The organism is Bacteroidota bacterium (assembly GCA_034723125.1).
Classification (GTDB): Bacteria; Bacteroidota; Bacteroidia; order CAILMK01; family JAAYUY01; genus JAYEOP01.
In genome coordinates, this window is record JAYEOP010000279.1 from 1 (window position 1) to 2929 (window position 2929).

Here is a 2929-nt window from a genome sequence, read left to right on the forward strand (position 1 = left end):
TAGTGCGTTCTCTAATTATCATTACAAATTTATTTATCTTTTTCCTTTATACTGCGTTAAAATTATTTACCGTAGCTTGTGCCTCCGCTAAAGCTTCAGCGACACGCGGATGGCTATGCTAAAGAATTTTGCCTTGTCTAAAGAAAAAATCTATAATAAATTTCATGTAAAGCTAATTAAAGAACGCACTACTAGTGCCTCTAAGAAAAAATCAATTTTTATAAAATGAATTATTTTTGATGAGTTTTCTAAGAGACACGATTGGCAAAAAAACAAAAGAACAAGTTAAAAATAAGTAGTTATTGTTTGATAATACCTTAGGCACTTTTATTTTTAAGCTTGTTATTTTCAATATATTTTGCAATTGTATTTATAAGAAATTCTCTTTTAAATGGTTTTGGGACAAAATCACTAAATAAAGTTTCAATTTCATTATCATAATGATAATCATTTTCAAAAGAAGAATGCATTATTACAGGTAAGTCCATTTTATTTTGCCTAATTTTTTTTGTTGCTTTAATACCATCCATTAATGGCATTCTAATATCCATTAAAACCAAATCAATATCATTATATTTATTTAATAAATACAATGATTCCTTTCCATTTTTTGCCCATTTTAAATTAGCACCTGTTTTTTTAAGACAATACTTAATTAGTTGAAAATTTACATCTTCATCTTCAACAACAAGAATGGTATTATTAATCCACATATTTTCAGTTATCATAAATTTAGTAATTTTTATTTCATTAAAAAAGACACCCCTTCTATATATATATAACATAAGTATCAAAAATGTTACAGATTTTTTTTCACAAAACACAATTTCTGCATTATATCAATATGATTATCAGTTCATAAAAAAATTTAAAAAAAATTCACTTTTCGATTTTTTTTATCGAAATAATCTGAAAAATATTAATAGAAAAACAATGGTAATTTATATTAATTGAAAGTTGTACTAATAACAATTAAACATCAAACTTACCGATATAAAGTGGAGAAATGTATGAAAAAATACTACATTTCTCCACTTTAAAAAATTATAGAATGGAGAAATGTATGACAAAATGGTGGATTTATCCAATAATCTTATCTAAGGAAGGTTCAAAAAATACATTAAAATAATGGTTAATGATTCTTTTCAATATTATTCTACGAATAAATCATCCATGGTTACTTCAGAATGAATTTCCTCCGAATAATATTTGTTTTGTATTGCAGCATAGGTTGTTATCAGTGTAGTAACTACAGATTTTTTTGTACTAGTAACATGTTCAAAAATAGAACGTTTTTGCCTTAATTCAGTATTGTATTTTTTACTAATTACAAATTCTTTTCCTGTAAATTTAACCTCGCACAAATTAACAACACCATCTTTTCTGTCAATTAACATATCTATTTGTGCTCCCTTGGTTTCTTCATTTCCTTTATGTCTCCATGATGATATTTGGGTAAATGTCCCGCTTAATCCCAGTTTTTTTAGAATTTGTTTTGTATGTAGCATACAAACATTCTCATAAGCATAGCCACACCACACCTTATAACTATTAAGATTTGCAAGTTTTTGCCATGTGAATGTTGTATCTGCTACATTGTTTTTAATAAATTTCAAATAAAACAAGGAATAAAAATCAATGATTTTGTAAAGTGCATCTTTCTTCTTATTATTGAAAGATAATTGTTTCACAACAAAACCACTTTCGTATAAATCATTAATTGTACGATTAAAGGTACCTCCATCCTGAAGTTTTGTTTTCTTCAAAATTGATGTTCGCGTCATTCCATTAGGAGCAGTTGCTAAGGCTTCAATTATTGTCATGTGCTTTTCGGCATTTGTAAAAAGCGAGTAATAAAGTTGCTCATATTCATTTGACAATAACCCCGTTGATGTAAAACAAATTTCATCAATCAATTGCTCGGCACTTTTGCCCTGACTAAGTTCATTAAGGTAAAAAGGGATTCCTCCCATAACCATATACAGTTGTATTATCTGATATTTAGTGAGTTTAAGTTTTCTTGTTTTAATAAATAATTCGGTTTCGTGTAGTGTAAAAGGTTCAAGTTTTATTCTGTGAGTTATACGATTATATAATCCACCTTTGGCTTTAATGAGTTTTTTTTGCATCCATGAAGCAGCAGAACCACAAACAATTAATGCTACATTGTTCATAGATGACAGATGTTGATTCCAAAAATATTCTAAGGCAGGTATAAAACCCGACTTTGGTCTATCAATCCATGGCAATTCATCAATAAATATAACAACCTTCTTTTTGTGATTTTTTAAACTGTACAAATAATCTGCTAAATACGAAAATGCAATACTCCAATTTTGTGGAGAAGTTGTTTCCTTTTTTCCTTTTGTTCTATAAAGATATTCTCTAAAAAAATTATCAAGTTGAGTTTGGTTTTTCTCTTCAAACGAACCTGTAAATGAAAATTGAATATGCGTTTTAAAATGTTTGCGTATCAAAAATGTTTTACCAACTCTTCGTCTTCCATAAATAGCTAAAAAGCTTGGAGAATCAGAAGCTATAAGCTTATTAAAAATATTAATCTCACGTTCTCTGCCAATTATCTCATTTATCATGATTGCAATTTATTTAAAATATGACTACAAAAGTACATTTGTTTTTCTGAATTACCAAATATAAAGTGGAGAAATGTATATAATTTACCCACATTTCTCCAAGTATAAAAATTATAAAGTGGAGAAATCTATGTAATTTAACCACATTTCTCCAAGTATAAAAATTATAAAGTGGAGAAATCTACATATTTTACCCACATTCCTCCATACAGAAAATTGGGTCTACTATAAAGCCTTTACTTATAGCATCGAAACGGCACAATTCGATACATTTACCGCACTGAATACAAAGTTCTCTATTAATAAATGCCGTCACTCCGCTTTTGAATATGTAT

2 protein-coding genes are annotated in these 2929 nt (G+C 27.8%); both read right to left on the minus strand.

Going from position 1 to position 2929, the window contains the following annotated elements:
- Window positions 1-317: 317 nt before the first annotated feature.
- Window positions 318-728, minus strand: coding sequence for a response regulator (locus U9R42_07625; protein MEA3495887.1), 411 nt, complete (start codon window positions 726-728; stop codon window positions 318-320).
- Window positions 729-1151: 423 nt separating this feature from the next.
- Window positions 1152-2594 (minus strand): ATP-binding protein, encoded by a 1443-nt coding sequence (locus U9R42_07630; GenBank protein MEA3495888.1) that lies wholly within the window; start codon window positions 2592-2594, stop codon window positions 1152-1154.
- Between the last annotated feature and the right edge of the window lie 335 nt (window positions 2595-2929).